General features: G+C 71.5%; 14 protein-coding genes, 6 tRNA genes and 1 pseudogene. 15 read left to right on the top strand and 6 right to left on the bottom strand.

Annotated features, from left to right (window positions below):
* Window positions 1–103 precede the first annotated feature (103 nt).
* The 9 genes from BC793_RS06550 (at window position 104) to BC793_RS51115 (ending at window position 8,076) form a co-directional block, all read left to right on the top strand.
* Window positions 104–176: transfer RNA gene (locus tag BC793_RS06550), tRNA-Gly, on the top strand.
* Window positions 177–202: 26 nt separating this feature from the next.
* Window positions 203–273, top strand: a tRNA-Cys gene (locus BC793_RS06545).
* 14 nt (window positions 274–287) lie between these two features.
* Window positions 288–362: transfer RNA gene (locus tag BC793_RS06540), tRNA-Val, on the top strand.
* Window positions 363–743: 381 nt separating this feature from the next.
* Window positions 744–1,280, top strand: coding sequence for a DUF4956 domain-containing protein (locus BC793_RS06535; protein WP_239169670.1), 537 nt, complete (start codon window positions 744–746; stop codon window positions 1,278–1,280).
* Window positions 1,277–2,011, top strand: coding sequence for a polyphosphate polymerase domain-containing protein (locus tag BC793_RS06530; RefSeq protein WP_109590161.1), 735 nt, complete (start codon window positions 1,277–1,279; stop codon window positions 2,009–2,011). The genes BC793_RS06535 and BC793_RS06530 overlap by 4 nt, the downstream gene beginning before the upstream one ends.
* A 60-nt stretch (window positions 2,012–2,071) precedes the next feature.
* A complete protein-coding gene (locus BC793_RS06525) occupies window positions 2,072–3,709 on the top strand; it encodes a carbohydrate-binding domain-containing protein (RefSeq protein WP_109590159.1) in 1,638 nt (545 codons plus the stop codon).
* Window positions 3,710–3,733: 24 nt separating this feature from the next.
* On the top strand, window positions 3,734–5,464 hold the full coding sequence (locus BC793_RS06520) for a hypothetical protein (protein WP_109590157.1): 1,731 nt from the start codon (window positions 3,734–3,736) through the stop codon (window positions 5,462–5,464).
* Between the two features lie 94 nt (window positions 5,465–5,558).
* Complete coding sequence (locus BC793_RS06515) at window positions 5,559–6,737, top strand: oxygenase MpaB family protein (RefSeq protein WP_109590155.1); 1,179 nt, start codon at window positions 5,559–5,561, stop codon at window positions 6,735–6,737.
* A 190-nt stretch (window positions 6,738–6,927) separates the two neighbouring features.
* A complete protein-coding gene (locus BC793_RS51115) occupies window positions 6,928–8,076 on the top strand; it encodes a dipeptidase (RefSeq protein ID WP_109590153.1) in 1,149 nt (382 codons plus the stop codon).
* A 41-nt stretch (window positions 8,077–8,117) separates the two neighbouring features.
* Here BC793_RS51115 and BC793_RS06505 read toward each other — a convergent pair.
* The 3 genes and pseudogenes from BC793_RS06505 to BC793_RS06495 all read right to left on the bottom strand — a co-directional run.
* Window positions 8,118–11,003 (bottom strand): annotated as a pseudogene (locus tag BC793_RS06505) (AfsR/SARP family transcriptional regulator); the annotation flags it as partial.
* Between the two features lie 48 nt (window positions 11,004–11,051).
* Entirely contained in the window at window positions 11,052–13,343 is a 2,292-nt protein-coding gene (locus BC793_RS06500) for a putative bifunctional diguanylate cyclase/phosphodiesterase (RefSeq protein ID WP_109590149.1), read from the bottom strand.
* A 91-nt stretch (window positions 13,344–13,434) separates the two neighbouring features.
* Complete coding sequence (locus BC793_RS06495; protein ID WP_146246196.1) at window positions 13,435–13,998, bottom strand: hypothetical protein; 564 nt, start codon at window positions 13,996–13,998, stop codon at window positions 13,435–13,437.
* 346 nt (window positions 13,999–14,344) lie between these two features.
* On the opposite strand from BC793_RS06495, the gene BC793_RS06490 reads away from it, so the two are divergent.
* From BC793_RS06490 to ppk2, 6 genes are all read left to right on the top strand, one after another.
* Complete coding sequence (locus BC793_RS06490) at window positions 14,345–14,533, top strand: hypothetical protein (RefSeq protein WP_109590418.1); 189 nt, start codon at window positions 14,345–14,347, stop codon at window positions 14,531–14,533.
* A 114-nt stretch (window positions 14,534–14,647) separates the two neighbouring features.
* Window positions 14,648–14,720: transfer RNA gene (locus BC793_RS06485), tRNA-Gly, on the top strand.
* A gap of 38 nt (window positions 14,721–14,758) precedes the next feature.
* Window positions 14,759–14,829 (top strand) — tRNA-Cys (locus BC793_RS06480).
* A gap of 13 nt (window positions 14,830–14,842) precedes the next feature.
* Window positions 14,843–14,917 (top strand) — tRNA-Val (locus BC793_RS06475).
* Window positions 14,918–15,004: 87 nt separating this feature from the next.
* Complete coding sequence (locus BC793_RS52220) at window positions 15,005–15,133, top strand: hypothetical protein (protein ID WP_275416076.1); 129 nt, start codon at window positions 15,005–15,007, stop codon at window positions 15,131–15,133.
* Window positions 15,134–15,297: 164 nt separating this feature from the next.
* Window positions 15,298–16,074, top strand: coding sequence for a polyphosphate kinase 2 (gene ppk2 / locus BC793_RS06470; protein ID WP_239169669.1), 777 nt, complete (start codon window positions 15,298–15,300; stop codon window positions 16,072–16,074).
* 61 nt (window positions 16,075–16,135) lie between these two features.
* Here the strand turns inward: ppk2 and BC793_RS06465 are convergent, their stop codons facing one another.
* The 3 genes from BC793_RS06465 to BC793_RS06455 form a co-directional block, all read right to left on the bottom strand.
* Window positions 16,136–16,693, bottom strand: coding sequence for a phospholipase (locus BC793_RS06465; protein WP_109590143.1), 558 nt, complete (start codon window positions 16,691–16,693; stop codon window positions 16,136–16,138).
* 173 nt (window positions 16,694–16,866) lie between these two features.
* On the bottom strand, window positions 16,867–17,316 hold the full coding sequence (locus tag BC793_RS06460; RefSeq protein WP_109590141.1) for a SitI3 family protein: 450 nt from the start codon (window positions 17,314–17,316) through the stop codon (window positions 16,867–16,869).
* A gap of 3 nt (window positions 17,317–17,319) precedes the next feature.
* Window positions 17,320–17,718: a CdiA C-terminal domain-containing protein gene (locus BC793_RS06455; protein ID WP_109590416.1), complete on the bottom strand. Its 399-nt coding sequence runs from the start codon at window positions 17,716–17,718 to the stop codon at window positions 17,320–17,322.
* Window positions 17,719–18,003: the final 285 nt, after the last annotated feature.

The following is an 18,003-nucleotide window of genomic DNA, read 5'->3' as shown; positions in this document are numbered from 1 at the left end:
ACCGGATCACATCGTGGGCGACACGCAGGAGGACCCCCGGTTTGGTGTGTGGTCGGGAGACCAGATAAAGTTCCGTTGTCGCCAGGGAAACCTGGGGGGACAAGCGGACGTAGCGCAGCTGGTAGCGCATCACCTTGCCAAGGTGAGGGTCGCGGGTTCGAATCCCGTCGTCCGCTCGGAGAGGCCTTTTCGAGGTCAGCTCGGTGGAGTGGCCGAGAGGCGAGGCAACGGCCTGCAAAGCCGTGTACACGGGTTCAAATCCCGTCTCCACCTCGCTTTTGTGGTGCGGGCGATTGGCGCAGCGGGAGCGCGCTTCCTTGACACGGAAGAGGTCACTGGTTCGATCCCAGTATCGCCCACCAGCTGTTTGGCAGTTCACGTAACCCGTTACCGATCATCCGGTAGCGGGTTTTCTGTTTTCCGGTCCTCGTCCGACCGGGAACACACCCTCGCGTCGAGGTCGACGGTGTAGCCGCCGTGGTTGCGGTGTTGGGCGAGCGCGGTCCGGGGTGGTGACCGTTGCGCCCCGCTGGAGGCACAGGCGGGTCACAGCACCCTTTGAGGCTATTCCGAGGTGGTGTTCGATGAGGTTCGACCGGTTCGCGGCTAGGGTCGAATCGAAGTTCATCGATATATAACCTGCCGGCCGGACGGCGTTCAGGGGGCTGACGTCCCGGCCGGGCGCACTGAGAGGTCGTGCCACTATGCCCCGGCTTGCGCTCTTCGCGCTAGATCTTGCCGCTGTGAGTGTTCTCGTCTTCGGGCTGTATTTTCCACGGCACCGGCGGCGGGATCTGGTCGTGGCGTTCCTCGGCGTCAACGTCGGTGTGCTCGCGGTCGCGGGGTCGCTCAGCTCCAGCTCGGTCGGTGCCGGCCTCGGGCTCGGCCTGTTCGGGGTGCTGTCGATCATCCGGCTCCGGTCCACCGAACTGGACCAGCACGAGGTGGCCTACTACTTCTCGGCCCTCGCCCTCGGCATCCTCGGGCCGCTCAGCGGTGGTCCGGTCTGGCTCACCCCGACGCTCATGGTGCTGATCCTCCTGGTCATGTACCTCGGCGACCACCCACGCCTGTTCCGCTCCTACCGGCGTCAGGTACTGGTGCTCGACAACGCCGTCACCGACCACGTCGCCCTGGTCGCGCAGCTGGAACGGATCCTCGGTGCGCGGGTGCACGCGGCCACCGTCGAACGGGTGGATCTCGTCAACGAGACCACCGTGGTGGAGGTGCGGTACTCGTACGCCCCGGGCAAGAAGGCGCTCGTGGGAGCGGCCCGATGACCGTGACCACCGCCCATCTCGACCCGGTCTCCCTGGCCGAGCTGACCGAGAAGGCGGCGTTGCAGACCCGGACCGACCGCAAGTACGTGCTGCCGATCGCGGCGGCCGGCGAGGTGCTGGCCCGGCTCGACCCGGCCACCCGGGTCCTGGAGATCGACGGCGAACGGACGTTCCGCTACCGATCGGTCTACTTCGACACTCCGGACCTGGTCAGCTTCCGGCTCACCGCGTATCGCCGGCGGCGGCGGTTCAAGGTGCGCACCCGCACCTACCTGGACTCGGCGCTGTGCTGGCTGGAGGTGAAGACCGAAGGCCACCGGGGCGGGACCGTGAAGGACCGCCTGCCCTACGACTCCGGCCACCACGACGACGTCGGACCGGGCCGCTGGTTCGTCGACGACATCCTCGGCGACGACCGGTTCGTCCTGCGGCCGACGCTGACGACACACTATCGGCGCACCACCTTCCACCAGCCCGCCGACGATTCACGGATGACCGTCGACATCGGCCTGACCTGGACCGATGTGGACGGCCGGGAGCTGCTGCTGCCCGGTGTCGCGGTCATCGAGACCAAGACCGCGTCGTCCGTCTCACCCAACGACCGGCTGCTCTGGGCCTGCGGGCACCGGCCGGTAGGCATCTCGAAATACGCCACCGGGCTCGCCGCACTACGCCCGGACCTGCCGGACGTGCCCTGGCGCCGCCTACTACGCCGGCACCCGCCCCGCTGAAGAAGCGGAGCCGCATCGGCCCGCTGAAGGCAGTCATCCTCCTCACCATAAGGATCCCCCATGTCCAGAATCTCCCGTCTCGCCGTCCCCACGGCGCTGACCGCCACCGCTCTCGCGGTCTGGGTGGCTCCCGCGTCCCCTGCGCTGGCCGCCGGACCGGCCGGTGCCGCCGCGCTCGCCGCCAACCAGGCCAGTCACCTCAGCGCGGCCGACCTGACCTGGAACGAGGCGGACGTCGCCGCGGTCACCCTGACCGGATCGAGTGCGACCACCACCAGTGCGAACGTCACCGTCTCGGGCAGCACGGTGACCGTCCACGCGGCCGGGACCTACCGGTTCAGCGGGTCGCTCACCGCCGGCCAGATCGTCGTCGACAGCACCGGGACCGGCATCGTCCGGCTGATCCTCAACGGCGTCACGGTCACCGGCGGCACCGGCGCGATCAACGTGGTCGCCGCCGACGAGGTGCTGGTCCATCTCCAGGCCGGCACCACCAACCGGCTCACCGACGGCACCGCCTCGGTGGACGGCGCGATCGCCTCGGCCGCCGACCTGACCATCGCCGGTACCGGGGCGCTGGTCGTCACCGGCAACGCCAACGACGCCATCAACGTCAAGGACGGCCTGGTCATCGCCGGCGGCACGATCACCGCCACGGCGCCGGACGACGCCCTCCGCGGTCAGGACTACGTGATCGTCAGCGGCGGTTCGATCACCGCGACCGCCGGCGGCGACGGCCTGAAGTCCGACAACGAGGAGGACGCCACCCGCGGGTACGTGGCGGTCACCGGCGGCACCGTGAACGTCAAGGCGACCGACGACGGGATCACCGGACAGACCGACGCCATCGTCACCGGCGGGTCGATCACCGCGACCGCCGGCGGCAAGGGCATCAAGGCCGGCGTGCTCACGGTGATCAGCGACGGGACGGTGAACGTCACCGCCACCGACGACGGCCTGCACTCCGATGCCGGCCTGACCGTCGACGGCGGCACGACGACGGTCTCCAGCGGCGACGACGGTGTGCACGCCGAGACCGACGTGCGGGTGGCCGGCGGCACGGTCACCGTCACGAAGTCGTACGAGGGGGTGGAGGGACTCAAGGTCCACGTGACCGGCGGCAGTATCTCGGCGACCGCCACCGACGACGCGTTCAACGCCTCCGACCCCGCCTACGGCGAGATGCAGAACTCCCCGAACGCCCTGATCAGCGTCACCGGTGGCACCGTCGTCGCGAGCGGCGGCACCGACGGCCTGGACTCCAACGGCGCCCTGACGATCAGCGGCGGCACGGTGGCGGTCACCGGTTCGGCGACCCGCGGCGGCGGCGAGGGCGGCCTCGACGCCAACGGCGCCCTCACCATCACCGGCGGTACGCTGATCTCGTCCGGCATCAGCGCCACCACCAGCACCCTGCCGAGTTCCGGTCAGGGCTGGGTGTCGATCACCTTCAGCGCCAACCAGGCGGCCGGGACCGTGGTCCACCTGGCCACCACCTCGGGCACGCAGATCGCGTCCTACCAGCCCACCAAGGCGTTCCGTGGCGTCGTCTTCAGCTCCCACCAGATCACCAGGGGTACGACCTACGCCGTCCGTACCGGCGGAACGGTGTCCGGCACCTCCGTGGGCGGCGGCCTCCACATCGGCGGCACCCTCTCCGGCACCCAGGTGAGCACGGTGGTCGCCGGCACCCGCTGACCGGTGTGGGATCGTCCTGTCCTGATGACCGATCCCGTCCGTGACCTGTGCCGGGCCGGGCGTGCTCACCTCCCCGAGCACGCCCGGTCCGTGCTGTTCCCGCGCCGTTTCGTGCTGGACCGTCACTCGTGGCCCCGACTGGCCCGCCTCGGTGAGCTGTGCGCCGCCGGGGACACCCCGACGCGTACCGGCGCGTTGCGGGCCGCCACCGAGGTGCTGCGGTGGATCGAGACGGACGTGCTGCCGTTCGAGAGGATCGACGGCGGTGACGTCCGGTCCTGGGTCGGTGATGTCGGCCGGGCGGCGGTCCGGCACCTGGACGACACCGCGGTGCTCGCTCTCTACCAGGTGTTCGCCCAGGAGATCTTCCCGCCGGCCGGGCCGATCACCGGGCGCCTGGACGAGGCGTTCCTGAGCTCCCGGGATCCGGCGTTGCGGCTCGCGGCGGCGGTGTGCGCGGCGCGGCTCGGCGGGGGCCCCGCGTGCGAGGACGTCCTCCGGGAGTTCCTGGCGCGGCCGTTGCCGCCCGGAGACGAGGTCGTCCGGGTTCTCGGGCCGGACGTGCGCGGTGTGATCCGTCGGGCGATGGACGGGCGGCCCGGGCAGATCCCGATGTTCGCCGAGGCGATCGGCGCCGGGGACGTGCTCGCCCGCTGGGGTGCCGTCGGGCAGTGCCGGCGGCTCATGGAGACCTGGCGGGCCGCTCCGGCGCGCCTCGTCCCCGTGCTGGCCGGGTGTCTCACCGACGGCGCCGTGCAGGTGCGGCAGGCGGCGATGAGCGCGCTGCGGATGTCGGGCGAGGCGGCGCGGGATCATCTCGGCGCGATCGGGCGGTTCTTCCGGGAGCCGCTGTCCGGGGTGACCGGGACCGCCCCGGAACGCCTGGTGGACCTGGCTCGGGGCAGTGCCCTGGAAACGATGGTCCGGTTCAGATCACCCGAGGCGGTGGCGCCACTGCGGGATTTCCTGGCCGCGCCCCATGGCCACGGATCGGTGCAGCTGATCGTGGCGGATGCGGCCTGGTGTGCTCCGGAGATCGCGGGGAAGCTGGCCGTACACCTGCACGATGAGCGGGCCGGCGCGATCCTGAACGCCCTCCGGGGGTGGGGCGCCGCCGCGGCGCCGTTGCTTCCGGCCCTGGTGGCGCTGCATGCCACAGGCAGGGCTCAGCGGGCGGTCCTGGAGATTCTCGCCGGCCTGGGACCGGCCGCCGCGGCCGCCGGTGATCTGCTGCTCGCGGAGCTTCAGGATCACGACCATGATCCGGTACGCCGTGGTCACGCGGCCGCCGCGCTGCTGCGGTGCGGCCTCGCGGTCGATGAGGCCGCCGCGGCACTGGTGTCCGAAATAGGTCACCCGGTGGCACAGAAGCACCTGGCCACCCTGGACTGGCCGCCCGCCCTGCGCGACCGGATGACCGGCCGGACCGGCGACCGCCCGGCCGCGGCCTACGCGGCCCGGCTCGCCTGGCGTTGCGGCGACCGCGGCCCGTGGGTGGCCGCGGACCTGCTGGACCGGGTGAACCCGCTGGCCGGCGGCATTCTGGCCCTCACCTGGCTGGCCGGGACCGGTGACTTGATGGAACCGCACCGGCCCGCCCTCCAGCGGATGCGCGACGACCCGGGCCGCCCCGGCTCCGGTCTGATCCCGAGCCTCAAGGTCGAGGCGGACGAGCGGTTCCGGCGGGCCCTGACGGAGGTGCTGCCGGATCGGGGAGCGGCGGGCGGTTCGTCGGATCGATCAGCCGGGCCCTGACGGGCGTGCTGCCGGATCGAGGACCGGCGGGCGGGCCGTCGGATCGATGCGCCGGGGCCCGGTTCCGGCCGGTGACGGGCTCTATCGTCGAGAGATGACGACGCACGCCGATCTGCGGGTGCCCCGCCGGTTCGGGATGGACCGGTCGTGGGCCGAACGGGCCGCCCGGCCCCTGCGACTGGTCGCCGGTCCCGGCGCGGCCCCGACCGACGACGAGATCGAAGCCTTGAAGGCCGGTCTGCTCCGGCGTGACGAGCTCGCCGCCGGGCTGATCCGGGCGGTCCGGCCGGCGGAACTGCACCGGGTTCTCGCCGCCGGGCCGTCGGCGGACGCGCCCGAGGCGGTGCGGGCGTTCTACGACGCCGTGGCGCGGCGGCCCGACTGGGTCGACGACGAGCTGCTGGCCCGCGGCGCGGAGGCGTGCCGGGCCTTCGGGATGGATGCGGGGCTCGTTCTCGCGTACGGCTCGCTGCTCGGCGGCTACCGGACCGCGGCGGCCCTCGAACCGCTGGTCCGCACCGGCCGGCTGGCCGGTGGCGAGACGCTGCGGCGCATCCGGGAGACCTCGCACTGGTGGCGTGCGGTCACCGCGCCCGGCGGGATGGCGCCCGGCGGGGCGGGATTCCGGGCGACCCTGCACGTCCGGGTCATGCACGCCCTGGTCAACGCCCGCCTGGAAGCCGGCCCGGACTGGGACCGGGAGCTGCGCGGCGTGCCGATCAACCAGTACGACCAGGCCAGCACCCTGGGCGTCTTCAGCACCAGCTTCCTGCTGCACCTGCGCCTGCTCGGGGTCCGGGTGTCCCGCGCCGACGCCCGCGCCGTCATGCACCTGTGGAGTTACGTCGGCTGGCTGATGGGCGTCGACGACCAGTGGCTGCCGCACACCGAGCGCCGGGGCCGTCGCCTGCTCTACCACTTCCTGGCCAACGATCCGCCGCCGGACGGCAACAGCACCGCCCTGGCCCGTGCCCTGATCACCATGACCGACGACGTGACCACCGGCTGGCGCCGGTGGTACGAACGGGAGCGGGCCCTGTCGGTGAGCTGCTGGCTGCTCGGCCCGGCCGCCATGCGTGACCTGGGACTGCCCTACCGCCCACCGTGGTACGGCCTCACCCGGGTGGCCGCGAACCTACTGGTCAGCCACCTCCTCGGGCGCCTTCCCGGCGGCCGTGCCCGGCTGCTGGCCCGCTCCGAACGGCAGGCCCGCGCCCAGTTCGCCCGCTGGGGCGACGACCTCGGACCGGCCCCGAGCGGGGGACCGGCCTGACAGAAACGTGCCAGAAAGACGCCAGGCGGGGCTGGCAGGCTGGCCCCGGCGCCGGACGGGACGACGAGACGCGCTGGCGGGCGCCCAGTTCGACGTTCCTCGCCTGACGAGCGCGGACGGTGCGGGATCAGCATGCAAGGGGGGATCTCGCACCTTCCGCGCTCTGCATTTTCACGGATCAGGGTGACCCATGTGGCCGATCGACGAGTCCGCGCGTGACGAGACCGCCGGGGACCGGATCGCCCGGTTGCTCGCTGAGCATCCGCTCGTCGACGGGCACAACGATCTCGCGGACGCGCTGCGGACCCTGCACGGCGGTGCGGTGTCGCCGGACGAACTGGAGAAGTTCGCGCTCGACCAGCGGCAGCCGCTGACCCGTACCGACCTGCCACGGCTGGCGGCGGGGCGGGTCGGCGCGCAGTTCTGGTCCGTCTACGTCCCGGGTGACCTGCCCCCGGCGGCGGCCGTGGTCCGCACCCTCCAGCAGATCGACCTGGTGTACGCGCTGCACCGGCGCTTTCCGGGCCGGCTGGAACTGGTGACCACGGCGGACGGGCTGGAGGCGGCATTCCGGGCCGGGCGGATCGCCGGGCTGCTCGGGGCCGAGGGCGGGCACAGTATCTGCGACTCCCTGGCGGTCCTGCGGATGCTCGGTGAGCTGGGCGTCCGGTATCTGACCCTGACCCACAACCGCAACGTCCCGTGGGCGGACAGCGCCACCGACACGCCCCGGCTCGGCGGCCTCAACGACTTCGGCCGTGAGGTGATCGCCGAGATGAACCGGATCGGCATGCTCGTCGACCTGTCACACGTCGCCGACACCACCATGTCCGACGCCCTGGCCGTCACCACCCGGCCGGTGATCTTCAGCCACTCGTCGGCGCGGGCGCTCTGCGGGCACCCGCGCAACGTGCCCGACGACGTGCTCGCGCGGCTGCCCGGCAACGGCGGGGTGTGCATGGTGACGTTCGTGCCGGCGTTCCTGTCGGCGGAACGCTGGGCGTGGACCCGCGACCCGCAGGGCCCGCCCCCGCCGGTGACCGTGGAGCAGGTCGCCGACCACGTCGAACACGTCCGCGAGGTGGCCGGGATCGATCACGTCGGGCTCGGCGGGGACTTCGACGGCTGCGCCGACACCCTGCCGGGGCTCGACGACGTGTCCGGTTATCCGCGGCTGTTCGGGGAGCTCGCGGCGCGGCGCTGGTCGGACGCGGACCTGGCGGCGCTGGCCGGTGGCAACGTGCTGCGGGTGCTGCGCAGCTGCGAGGACGGGCAGATGCAGCCGAACCGGGCACGCCAGGCGGTCAGCTCGTCGTTCTCCCGTACCCCCAGGTTCTGAAAGACGTCTCCCGCCGCGGCCCAGAGCGGATGTGCGGCCTCGTGATCGCCGGCCGCGCAGCGGACGGCGCCCAGATCACGCAGCGTGCGGGCCCGGCTGAGCTCCATGCCGATGTCGCGCCACTGCTGCGCCGCCGACTCCAGCGACTCGGCCGCCTCGGGCAACCGGCCGGCGGCCAGGTGCAGCTCACCGAGGGTTCGGGTGACCAGCGCCGTCCCGTGCCCGTCGCGCCGCACGGTGGTGGCGGCCAGCGCGACCCGCAGCGGTTCCAGGCCCCGGTCCGGGTCGCCCTGCCGGATCCAGACCTTGGCCAGCGCCTGAGCGGTGTACGCGGCCAGATGCGTGTCCCCGATACCGGTGGCGATGGTGTGCGCGGCCGAGCAGAACTCCTCCGCGGGGCCGAGTTCGCCGCGCGCCCGGTGCACCAGGCCCATCCCGCGGATCGCGATCAGCTCGCCCCGCCGGTGGCCGAGCCTGCGGTAGCGGGTCAGCGCGGACGCCAGATGCTCCAGCGCGATCTCGTCGTCGCCGAGTTCCCGGTGCGCGAACCCGAGGCTGTAGTGGGCGTGCGCCACCCCGGCGTCGTCACCGAGCCGGTCCAGCATCGCCAGCGCCCGGTTGATCTGCGGCAGGGCGATCGCGTGTTCGCCCAGCTCCCGGCCGACCGTGCCGAGCCCGTTCAGGGCCACCGCCTGCCCACGGTCGTGGCCGGCCGCCTCGAACAGTTCGGCGGCACGGGAGAAGTGCGCGCGCGACTCGGGGAACCGGTCCTGGGCGTACCGCAACTGGCCGATGCCGCACTCCATCGCCGCCTCGGCCAGCCGGTCACCGGCCCGGCGGGCCGCCGCGCCCGCCGCGGTGTGCGTGCGTTCCCAGCCGTCGAAGTTGTTGCGGGCCGCGAACGACGCGAACACCAGTGCGTCGGCGAGGCCGCAGGCGGCCGCCACCAGATCCAGGGAGGCGGCCCGCTCGACCGCGGCGATCAGTGCCGGTTCCTCGGCGTCGAACCACCGCGGCAGGTCGATGCGGCCGATCGTGGCCGCCCAGTGCGCGGACGGCTCCGGCAGCTCGGGATGGTAGAGCCGCGGGGTGGCCACCGGCAGCTGCTGCGCCAGATGTTCCACCAGCCGCAGCAGCGCGGCGACCGCACCGGTCACGGTCTCCCGCAGAGGGCCGGCCCGGGCCAGCTCACCGGCGTAGATCCGGACCAGGTCGTGCATCCGGTACCGGGTGAACGGCCCGTCCGAGCCGACCACGTCCAGCAGCCGCGCGTCGGTGATCTCCTCGACCAGGTCGTCGGCCTCGTCCAGCCCGATGTCCAGCAGCGCGGCCACCGTGACCGCGGTCAGCACCGGCGGATCGAGACAGCCCAGCGCCTGGAACGCGAGCTGTGCCGGCGGGCTCAGTCCACGGTGGCCGACGGCCAGGCCGGCCCGCACCTCCAGGTCGTCGACGGCCAGTTCGTCGAGCCGTCGCCGCTCGTCGTCGAGCCGGTCGGCGAGTTGCCGCACCGACCAGTGCGGGCGGGCCGCCAGCCGGGCCGCCGCGACCCGGACCGCGAGCGGCAGCCGCGCGCACAGGCCGATCAGGCGTTCGGTCTGGTGTGGATCGGCCTCGGCGCGGTCCGCTCCGATCACCCGGGTGACCAGGGCCCGCGCCTCGGCGGCGGTCATCATGCCCAGCTCGACCCGGCTCGTGGCGGGCACCGTGACCAGCCGGTTCCGGCTGGTCACGAGCAGTGCCGAACCGGTGTCACCGGGCCGGAACGGGTGGATCTGCCGGGCACCGACGGCGTCGTCGACGACCACCAGCACCCGGCGCCCGGCCAGCTCGGCACGGTAGCGCGTCTCGCGTTCGCGCAGGTCGGAATTGCCCTGGGCGTCCGCGTCGGTGACACCGAGCATGCGCAGCAGGCGGCTCAGCGCCTCGGCCGGCTCCAGCGGGTCGGCGCCGCCCACGTTGAGGAAGAGCAGCCCGTCCGGATAGTGGTCGCGGACGGCGTGCGCCACGTGCACCGCGAACGCGGTCTTCCCGGCCCCGCCCGGCCCCGAGACGACCACCACCGGGCTGGCGCCGGGCGTGCGCAGGACGTCGACGGTCGCCGCGACCGGACGGTCGAACCCGGTGTAGTCCGGCAGGTCCGGCGGCAACAGGAACGGCCGCGCCTCCCGCACCGCCGCGACCGGTGCGCGCAGCACGCCGGTGTGCGCCTCGCGCAACAGCGGACCCGGCTCGGTGCCCAGGTCATCGATGATCCGATTGCGGGAACGGGCGAAAAGCTCAAGAGCCTCGACGGTACGGCCGGAGGCGTGCAGCGCGCGCATCATCGCCGCGATCAACGGCTCGCACAGCGGGTCCCGGGCCAGCGCGACGGCCAGCCGGTCGGCGGCCTCGGCATGCCGCCCCCGGGCGATCGCGGTCAGCGCCCAGTCCGCCAGCGCACCCAGCCGATGCTGATCCAGGCTCTCCCGGGTGCGCTGCGCCCACTCGCCGGGCAGGCCGGCCAGCGCGTCGCCACGCCACAGCCCGAGCGCCTCCTCCAGCACGGCGAGCCGCTCGTCGGGGCCCGCGGTCCGGGCCGCCTCCAGCAGCTGCCGGAACCGGAACAGGTCGACCGAGCCCGCCGGGACCTGGAGTGTGTAGCCACCCGACCAGCGGACCAGCGTGACGCCGGTGCTGTCCTTGACCACACGGCGCAGCCGGGCCACGTAGCCGTACAGGGCGCCGCGCGCGTCGGCGGGCGGCTCGTCGCCCCAGAGACGGTCGATCAGGGTCTCGAAGGTGACCGGGTGCCCGCCGTCGAACAGCAGGGCGGCCAGCAGGTGCCGCTGCTTGAGAGCGCCCAGCGCGACGACCCGCTCCTCCTCGGCCGCCTCGACCGGACCCAGAAGCCGGAACCGCACCACTCTCCCCTTCGGACACGACATCGCGCCGGCCCAGCCTAGGGGTGCGAGTCGTCACCGTCCATGTCCAGCTCAGGCCTCGGACAGGGCGGGCGCCCGGTCGATCCACGCGGTGAGGTTGGCGGGCAGGTCGGCCTTGCTGTAGAGCCAGCCCTGCACCAGGTCACAGCCCTGGTCACGCAGCCAGTCACGCTGGGCCTCGGTCTCCACGCCCTCGGCCACCACCCGGTGCCCCATGGCCCGGGTCATCGCGAGGACCGCCCGCACGATCGGCTCCTTGGCACCGTTCTCGCCGACGCCCGAGATGAACGACCGGTCGATCTTGACGATGCCGACCGGGAGCCGGTGCAGGTAGCTCAGCGACGAGTAGCCGGTGCCGAAGTCGTCGACGCACAGGGTGACACCCATCGCCCGCAGCGCGTCCAGGGTGAGCAGCGCCGTCTCGAGGTCCTCCATCACCCCCGACTCGGTGATCTCCAGCCACAGGGCGGACGGGGCGAGCCCGTGGTCCCGCAGCGCGTCGTCGACCAGGCGTACCAGCGAGCCGTCACGCAGCTGGCGCACCGCGACGTTCACCGACACGTGCAGCGGCCGGGCGTCCGGGCCGCGCCGGGCGGTCCACTCGGCCAGCTGCCGGACCGACTCGCGCAGCAGCCACGACCCCATCTCCTCGATCATCCCGGTCTCCTCGGCGATCGGGATGAACTGCACCGGCGACACGTGGCCGAGCTCCGGCGAGTGCCACCGCATCAGCGCCTCGAAACCGTCCAGTTCCCCGGAGGCCAGGTCGATGATCGGCTGGAAGTGCGCGGCCAGTTCCCCGCGCCCGACCGCACCGCGCAGCGCCTGCTCCAGCCGGACCCGGTCCTGCACCTGATTCCGCATCGAGGCGTCGAAGAGCGCGTACATGTTGCGGCCGTTGCTCTTCGCCTTGTACATCGACGTGTCCGCGTCCCGGATCAGGTCCAGTGCGTGCACGTCACCGGCGGACTTCGCCACGCCGATCGACACCGACGTCACCACGTCACCGATGGACAGCGAGAACGGCCTGTTGAACTCCGCGATCAGCCGCTCGGCCAGTTGCTCGCCGAGCCGTTCGCTGGGCGGCCCGGCCAGGGCCACCACGAACTCGTCGCCGCCGATGCGGCTGACCACGTCCTCCGCGCGTACCTGCTGGGTGAGCCGGTCGGCGACCGCCCGCAGCAGCTCGTCACCGACCCGGTGCCCCCAGTTGTCATTGATCATCTTGAACCGGTCGAGGTCGAGGAAGAGCAGGCTGATCTCCAGCCGTTCCGCGGCGGCCCGGTCCGCCCACAGCGTCACCGTCTCGGTGAGCAACTCCCGGGTGGGCAGCTCGGTGAGCGTGTCGTGGGTGACCCGCCGGCGGCTGATCCGCTCGGCACGGGCCCGTGAGTTGTTCGAGCGGATCACCCGCAGCAGCACCGTCAGCACCACCGCCAGGCACAGGGCCGCCCGGATCAGGTTGCTCACCATGCTGACCGGCGGCATCAGCACGGTCAGCCCGACCGGGAAGATCACCATCGCCCCGATCAGCGCGATCCGGCCACGGCTCAAGTCACGGGTCACACCCTGCTGCGGCTCGGTCAGCGTGCGCATCGACGGGTGCAGCGCCGCCGCGGTGAGCAGGACGAACATCAGCATCAGCGACGTGTCGACCAGCCGCTGCGGGATGCCGCCGACCCCGAGCGCCTCCCGCAGGCAGTAGAGCAGGTCTCCGGTGAACAGGGCCCCGCAGGCGAGCACCATCATCCACAGCGCCGGCTGCCGTACGCCGCGCGACAGCATCAGCCGGGCGGCCAGCACCAGGATCGTCACGTCGAAGACCGGGAACATCGCGTTGACCAGCCGGGAGCCGCTCAGCCCGTCGGCCAGGTGGGGGGCGATCAGGAACGTCCAGGTGAGGAACGCCGTACTGAGCCCCAGCAGCAGCGCGTCGACCCGCGCGGAGTCGTCGTCGTCGGCCCGCCGCTGCCGCAGCATGATCATGAAGCAGAGCCCGACCAGCAGATACGCCGGTACGGTGAGCAGGTCCGGCAGCAGCTCCAGCGAGTCCGGCAGCCCGCCCACCTCACGGACCACCCGCACCAGGCTGCTGACGACGAAGAACCAGGAGGCGTTGCGGACGTGCCGCCACGGCGTCAGGTCGTCCGGCCGGTTCAGGCGTGGTCCCCGATGGATCGCGACCAGCCCCTGCGCCAGGAGCAGGGCCATGATCGGGGAGGACAGCTGCTCCGGGCCGGCGAGCAGGACGGCTAGCAATGTCAGTCCGACCCCCAGGTGCAGCCGGAACTCGAGAACGGCCCGAGTGACGGGCGCATGGCCGGTGGCCTGGACGTGGGTCATGCCTTTCTATCGGCGGGGCCGGCGGGCGCTTTACCCAAGACCGGCGTGGATGACCCGGCTCACGTATCGAGCCGGGCCGTCACCACGGTCGTCAGGTGCCGGTGGTGCCTTCCTGGGTGGTCGTGTCCTGCTCTGGGGTGGTGCCGGGATCCTGCTGAGTGGTCCCTGAATCCTGCTGGGTGGTACCCGAATCCTGGTCGCCCGGCATGCCCCCGCGGGGCCCACCACCGAAGCCGCCGGGACCGCCCTGCCGCCCGGTGGAACCGTCCTGGGTGGCGACGGCGGGGGTGCCGCCGCCGATCGCCGACATGACGCCCGCGGTGATGCCGGAGCTGGCGATCGCGGTCACCAGGACGGCGGCGATCAGGACGACTTTCGGGCTGCGCCCGGGCCTGCTCGCCGCGGGCGGCGGGGCCTCCCACACGGCCGTCGGCGGCCCGGCCGGCGGAAGCGGACCGCCCGGCGCCCCGCTGGTTGTCGTCCCGGCCACTGTCGTCCCGGCCACCGGGCCCTCGATCATCGGGGCCACCGTTTCGGCGGACTTGTCCGGCCGGTCGGCGGCGGTGATGATCTCGGTGGCCGTGGTGGGTTCGTCGGCTCCGGCGGCCCACGGGTCGCGCGGCGCGTCGGAGGTCAGCTGGTCGTTCACTGTCATCGGTTGCTCCTCGGGAGGTCGGCGAAGACCATCGTGCGGAGCCGGCATGTGCGGACTCTGTGCGCCGGGCAGGAAGCCCCTGTCAACGCGGTGTGGTGAGGAAGGAACTGATCGTGGCCACCACCCGGTCCAGGTCACGGCCGGTAGTGCCGCAGGTCCGCCCCGGCCCCGCACCGGATTCCCCCGTTGTCCTCCCAGGGGAGGAAGGCTGCTCCCACCGGCTGTCGCGCACTGACGTCCGGCTGACGTCCCCCTGCCGGGTCGGGTGGATCTGATCCGCCCGGCGGCCGGTATTGCGGCATGTGGCTGACGTGCGAGATTGTCGCGCGTGTTCGAGGAGGCCCCCATGGAAGAAGCATTAGCGGCGTACCACGCCGGTCACACCGACGGCAGTGCCGGCGTCCGCGACGGGATGCGCGCGAACGACCCGGAGACCGGAACGGACTACCGGGTCGGCGTCGTCGACGGCAGCGTCGTCGCGTTCCAGTCCGAGCTGATCGCCGCGGTGCGGCGGCTGCTGGACGAGACGCGGTGATCTGCTGGAGGGGCTCTGACCTGCGGCGCGGCGTATAAACCGGGGGGCGCTTTGGCATCCGGCCCCGGCCTCGGCTAAGGTTTCTTCCGTCGCCAGGGAAACCTGGGGGGACAAGCGGACGTAGCGCAGCTGGTAGCGCATCACCTTGCCAAGGTGAGGGTCGCGGGTTCGAATCCCGTCGTCCGCTCGGAGAAGGCTGTTGCTGATCCTTGCATCGGCCGCCACGGTGGAGTGGCCGAGAGGCGAGGCAACGGCCTGCAAAGCCGTGTACACGGGTTCAAATCCCGTCTCCACCTCGCATTGTTGTGCGGGCGATTGGCGCAGCGGGAGCGCGCTTCCTTGACACGGAAGAGGTCACTGGTTCGATCCCAGTATCGCCCACCAGTAGGTACACGCGAACCGCCTGTCGAATCCGACAGGCGGTTCTTCTGTTCCCGGCCCGGGCTCCCCGGCAGAGTCATCGTGTGAGCCGTGGGTGGCGATCCGGCCGCCTCCGGCGAGGCGAGAAGCACGAAGTACTCCGAGTCGTCCAGCGCGTCCTGGATGGACGACCGCAACGCCGGCGTCACCGACCGACAGAGGGTCATCTTCCGGGGGTGAGGTGCGGCGGGTGGTGGCGGGGCCAGACTGCGGCGATGCGGGCCCGGCCGCCTCTGGAGCCGGGTCGCGCGGATGCCGTACGCCGGCACCGCCCGAGGCCAGGACGCGGAGACGATGCCATGTCCAAGAAACCGAAATCGCCGAAGGGCGAAGGCGTGACACGGATGAAACGGCAGGTGTACGAGGAGGAGATGCGGCGTCTGCACGGTGAGCTGGTGGCGATGCAGGAGTGGGTCCGGGCCACCGGCGCCAAGATCTGCGTCGTCTTCGAGGGCCGGGACACCGCCGGCAAGGGCGGCACGATCAAACGGATCACCGAGCGGGTCAGCCCGCGCGTGTTCCGGGTCGTGGCTCTGCCCACGCCCACCGAGCGGGAGAAGAGCCAGATGTACGCCCAGCGGTACATGGCGCACTATCCGGCCGCCGGTGAAGTCGTGATCTTCGACCGGTCCTGGTACAACCGGGCCGGCGTGGAGCATGTGATGGGTTTCTGCCGGCCGGAGGAGACCGAGCGGTTCCTGGAGACCGTTCCCGCCTGGGAGAAGGCGATGACCGACTCGGGGATCCTGCTGCTCAAATACTGGCTGGAGGTCAGCCCCGACGAGCAGACCCGGCGCCTGCAGAGCCGGATCGACGATCCGCGCAAGGTCTGGAAACTCACCGACATGGACCTCAAGTCGTACAGCCGGTGGCACGACTACTCGCGGGCGCGCGACGCGATGCTCGCCGCCACCGACACCGCGTGGGCACCCTGGTTCGTCGCCGGCGCCGACGACAAGAAGCGCGCCCGGCTCAACATCATCACGCACCTGTTGAGCCAGGTTCCGTACGAGCCGCTCAAACCCCGCACCATCACCCTGCCGAAACGGCAGAGCCCGAAGGGCTACCGCGATCCGGAATCGCGTCCGCGCCGCATCCCCACCCCGTTCGGAGAGCTCTGACGGTACGGGCGGACGGCGGCCGTCTCCCCGCGGGCGGCCGCCGTCCGTTCCGTGGCGCGGGTCAGATCAGCTCGGCGGCCGCCGCCACGTCGGACTCGTCCACCGAAGCCAGCGAACCGAATATCGTGACCGCCTGGTAATACGTCCACGCCAGGCTGAGGCAGGCCGGGCGGACCACCGTCGAGTAGCCGGCGCACTTGCGTTTCAGGTCGGCGTGGAAAGCCGTGTCGACGAGGCGCTTGTTGGCGTCGGTGAACGCGCCCGCCGCCTTGTAGTTGCGGTAGCCGAAGTCATGACGGTGACAGGACAGGGTGAAATCGAAACCGAGAGGCCTGTCCGGGCTCGCCGAACAGAAATCGGTGCCCCAGTCGAACCCGTAGGCCGACCAGTCACCCGGATTCTTCCGGGCCGTGTTCCAGGCGTGGTAGGAGGCGGCGGACGTCTGGGTGAACGAGGTGAGCACCGTGATCTTCTCGGCGGCGGTCACGGCGTGGGCGGGTCCCGCCCCGACGACGACGAGGGCGAGCGAGAGAACCGCGGCCAGAATGACCCGGAACGGTCGGATGCGGACGGGGGAGTGGTGAGCGGCGGTAGTCGCAACCGGTGGTGTCGCGGACATCGGGGCTCCTTCGAACGGCCCGCCCCGGGGACGGGCTGCCGGTGGGCGCCCGGGCTACCGATCGGTAACCCGAACGATCACTAAGTCTGGAACCTCCAGCCGGGCACAAGCCCAGCACCACATGGCCGTTTCCCGTCCCCCGCGCAAACAGACGCCGTCCGATGATCTTGCGGCTAGCCGGGGATGACCCTGTCGGCGGCCGGATATGCCGACCACCAGCGCTCGCGGTTGTGCTTCGCGATCTTTCCGTCGAATCGGGCGACCAGCAGGAGATCGCCGTTGATGACGAGCGTCGCATCCTCCGGTCCGGACTCCAGCAATCCGTGGACGATTTTGATCATGTTCGCTGCCGCCTGCTCGCGATCGATCGGTCCATCGAGATTGAAGATCACCGTGACGAGGGGGTCCGGCTCCCATTCGAACAGGCCTTCATCCGACATGGCGTCGACGTAGCCGTGGCGATCAGCCCACAGCGAGATGTCGATGCCAAGGGTCTGATAGAGGTCTGCCGTCAGCACGGAACCGGTGCCCGGCGTCCACTCCGGCTGTTCCGGCGGCATGCGCGCAGCGATTTGCGCAGCGGTCGCGCCGCTCGCCAGGGTGAGGGTGTAGTCAAGCGACATGGTTCACTCTCGATCGCTCGGTGAGGGAAGGTCGATCTGCACGATCTCGCCGTGTGGCGTGATGACCTTGACCTCTTTGAGTCCGTTGATGGGCCAGCCGTCGAACTGTCGCTGGAGGTCTCGCACGTCGCCTCGCCAATCCTCCAGGTTCACCACGACACGTTGAGTCTGCTCCTTCACGACCTTGTTCTTGGTCTCGGTCCAGATGCCTCGTAGCGACTTCTCCGGCTCCGTCGGCGAGTAGCAGTCGAACACGCGTCCCTCGATCAGGTAGTCCGGGTTCTTCGTGGGTAGGCCGGTGTCCCCGGTGTTGGCCCGTGCCTGCGCGACCTCCCCACGCGTGGGGTTCTGGTGAATGCGATATCCCGAATCCGCCAGAAGCGCGGCCGCCGAGTTCTCCATTTCGTCGGAGCGCCGGACGGTGACGTCAGGCCCTGCCCTGACCTCGGTGAGAGGGCCGGTGGGCGTGCCGCCGGGGGTGCCGGTCATCCGGGTGTGCAGGTGGTCGGGCTGACCGCGCGCGACGTCGAAGGGGGTGGCGGCCGGCCCGTTACCGGCTCGGCCCTGGTGGGCGGTGGCCATGGCGGCGGCCTCGTTCGAGCGGACGCCGCCGCCTCCCGAAGGGGCGCCGCCGTGGGGGCGTGGGCCGCTTCCGGGGCCGTCCGGGGTGTCGCCGCCGCCGGTGCC

Source organism: Actinoplanes xinjiangensis (assembly GCF_003148685.1).
GTDB classification, from domain to species: domain Bacteria; phylum Actinomycetota; class Actinomycetes; order Mycobacteriales; family Micromonosporaceae; genus Actinoplanes; species Actinoplanes xinjiangensis.
The sequence above is the reverse complement of the archived record's forward strand: the minus strand, read 5'-3'. Positions and strand labels throughout refer to the sequence as shown.

Bases quoted from the DNA above. Each gene is read 5' to 3' on its own strand.
- BC793_RS06460 (WP_109590141.1), bottom strand. From the start codon at position 17,316: ATGTCGCTTGACTACACCCTCACCCTGGCGAGCGGCGCGACCGCTGCG.
- BC793_RS06465 (WP_109590143.1), bottom strand. From the start codon at position 16,693: ATGTCCGCGACACCACCGGTTGCGACTACCGCCGCTCACCACTCCCCC.
- BC793_RS51115 (WP_109590153.1), top strand. From the start codon at position 6,928: ATGTGGCCGATCGACGAGTCCGCGCGTGACGAGACCGCCGGGGACCGG.
- BC793_RS06530 (WP_109590161.1), top strand. From the start codon at position 1,277: ATGACCGTGACCACCGCCCATCTCGACCCGGTCTCCCTGGCCGAGCTG.
- BC793_RS06500 (WP_109590149.1), bottom strand. From the start codon at position 13,343: ATGACCCACGTCCAGGCCACCGGCCATGCGCCCGTCACTCGGGCCGTT.
- BC793_RS06495 (WP_146246196.1), bottom strand. From the start codon at position 13,998: ATGACAGTGAACGACCAGCTGACCTCCGACGCGCCGCGCGACCCGTGG.
- BC793_RS06490 (WP_109590418.1), top strand. From the start codon at position 14,345: ATGGAAGAAGCATTAGCGGCGTACCACGCCGGTCACACCGACGGCAGT.
- BC793_RS06455 (WP_109590416.1), bottom strand. From the start codon at position 17,718: ATGGAGAACTCGGCGGCCGCGCTTCTGGCGGATTCGGGATATCGCATT.
- BC793_RS06515 (WP_109590155.1), top strand. From the start codon at position 5,559: ATGACGACGCACGCCGATCTGCGGGTGCCCCGCCGGTTCGGGATGGAC.
- ppk2 (WP_239169669.1), top strand. From the start codon at position 15,298: ATGAAACGGCAGGTGTACGAGGAGGAGATGCGGCGTCTGCACGGTGAG.
- BC793_RS06525 (WP_109590159.1), top strand. From the start codon at position 2,072: ATGTCCAGAATCTCCCGTCTCGCCGTCCCCACGGCGCTGACCGCCACC.
- BC793_RS06520 (WP_109590157.1), top strand. From the start codon at position 3,734: ATGACCGATCCCGTCCGTGACCTGTGCCGGGCCGGGCGTGCTCACCTC.